Raw genomic sequence first — 2,111 nt, forward strand, 5'->3', positions numbered from 1 at the left:
CCTCGGCATGGCCGGCATGCGGATGGAGGGAAGTCTCGCCTACGACGTGTCGCCGCGTTCCGGGGCGATCACGCCAGGGGTCGGACCGGCGGGGTGCCGGCCGGTACATGCCGGGGAGACGATCGAAATCGGTCACGGCTTCGCCCTCATCGCCGGAAGGTTGGGCACAACCTCGCCACAAAAGCTGAGATTTGACCGTTTCCTCCGGGTCGGATGTAACGCTTTGATCGCTCCTGTGTGAATGACCGATGTGTTCACGCCATTCCGGACCTAGCATCGGTTCGGCCGAAAGTCGTCGTTTCCGCCCGGGCGTGCCGGCACCCGACGAAGTCGCCCCGCGGCTCCGCCGTGCCCCGGATCGGTGCGTCGCCGACCGGTCGACCCGGTCGTCCCCACTCGTCGCCCCGTGCCGACGCATCGGTCGCATCGCTCGCCCCACCGACGGCCCACCCCGCCCGCACACATCGACTGCCCACATCGACAGCCCACACCGACCGCCCACATCGACAAGGGGGGAACCCGTGGTGCACACCGCCGCAGGGGTTCCGGTAGACGGATTCACCTACGGGCTCATCACGCCCGCGCTCGGATTTCTGATGGCCATGCTGGGCAGCGCCCTCGGTCTGCGCTGCACCGTCCGCGGGTTGACCGCCGTCGGGCGCCGGCGGGCCGGCTGGCTCGCCCTCGGGGCGGTGGCCATCGGCACCGGCATCTTCACCATGCACTTCATCGGCATGATGGGCTTCACCAGTCCCGCCCTGCCGATCGGCTACGACACGACCATCAGCTACGCGAGTCTGGCGCTGGCCATCCTCGTGGTCGGGTTGGGTCTCTTCCTCGTGGGGCGCCGGCACACCTCCGTCCCGGCACTGCTCACGGGAGGTGTGGTCACCGGGCTGGGAGTCGCCGGTATGCACTACCTCGGCATGGCCGGCATGCGGATGGAGGGAAGTCTCGCCTACGACCCCGTGATCGTCGCGCTGTCCGTCGTCGTGGCGGTGGTGGCCGCCACCGCCGCCCTGTGGTTCGCGGTCGCGGCCCGCTCCCTGGGAGCCGCCCTCGGCGCCGGCGTCATCATGGCCGTCGCGGTGAACGGCATGCACTACCTCGGCATGGGGGCGCTGACCCTGCACGCCCACACCGAGGCGGTCGGTCTGGGCGGGCGCGCCCCGCTGGAGACGCTGATGCCGATCCTCATCGGGCCCATCGTGCTGCTGATCCTCGTCGGATTCGTCGTCGGCCTGGACCCCATGACCGCCGACGAGCTGAACACCCGTTCGCGGGGGGTGGGCACTCCCGGCCGTCCCGTCGGCCGGGTCGCCGCACCCCAGCGGGGCTGACGGTCGGTAACCTCGTGGCATGACGGACGCCCTCACCCCCGTGCCCGAGGACTGGGAACGCGCCCTGGCCGTCGTCGCCCATCCCGATGACCTCGAATACGGAGCCGCCGCGGCGATCGCCGAGTGGACCGCCGCGGGGAAGGACGTGCGCTACCTCCTGGCCACCCGGGGGGAGGCGGGCATCGACTCGCTCCCCCCGGAGGAGTGCGCGGCGGTCCGCACGGGTGAGCAGATGGCGAGTGCGGCCCGGGTGGGGGTCACGGAGGTGGAGTTCCTCTCCCACCGGGACGGTGTGGTGGAGAACGGCCCCGGCCTGCGCCGGGACATCACCGCGGCGATCCGCCGGCACCGCCCGGAACTGCTCATCACCCTGAACCACCATCCCGTGTGGGGCGCGGAGCGCATGCTCAACACCCCCGACCACCGCGCGGTGGGGCAGGCCGTGTTGGACGCCTCGGGGGACGCCGGCAACCGATGGATTTTCACCGAGCAGCTCGCGGGCGGCCTGCTGGAGCCCTGGGACGGCGTGCGGTGGATCGCCGTGGCCGCCTCGCCGTTCGCCGATCGGGCGAAGGAGGTGGGGGAGGAGGCGCTGGAGCGTGCCGTGGCCTCGCTGCGCGAGCACCACGCCTATCTGGTGGGTCTGGGCGTCGAGCCGGAGACGTACGCCCGTGAGCTGATCATCGGCGGGGCCGGCGAAGCCGCCGAACGTTTCGGGGGTCGGCGCTGCGTGCCCTTCGAACTCTTCCCCCGCTGATCCCGGCCCCCCGG

Annotated in this window: 3 protein-coding genes; all 3 read left to right on the forward strand. The window is 71.4% G+C overall.

Going from position 1 to position 2,111, the window contains the following annotated elements:
- Positions 1–241: hypothetical protein (locus tag FOE67_RS29675; RefSeq protein ID WP_228474214.1), on the forward strand; the 241-nt coding region annotated here is incomplete at its 5' end.
- 283 nt (positions 242–524) lie between these two features.
- Positions 525–1,340 carry an MHYT domain-containing protein gene (locus FOE67_RS23735; RefSeq protein ID WP_323385378.1) on the forward strand — a complete coding sequence of 272 codons (816 nt, stop codon included), beginning with the start codon at positions 525–527 and terminating at the stop codon, positions 1,338–1,340.
- A 19-nt stretch (positions 1,341–1,359) separates the two neighbouring features.
- Positions 1,360–2,097, forward strand: coding sequence for a PIG-L deacetylase family protein (locus tag FOE67_RS23740; RefSeq protein WP_182666882.1), 738 nt, complete (start codon positions 1,360–1,362; stop codon positions 2,095–2,097).
- Positions 2,098–2,111: the final 14 nt, after the last annotated feature.

The sequence above is a fragment of the Streptomyces calidiresistens genome (genome assembly GCF_014141525.1).
In the GTDB taxonomy this organism is placed as follows: domain Bacteria; phylum Actinomycetota; class Actinomycetes; order Streptomycetales; family Streptomycetaceae; genus Streptomyces; species Streptomyces calidiresistens.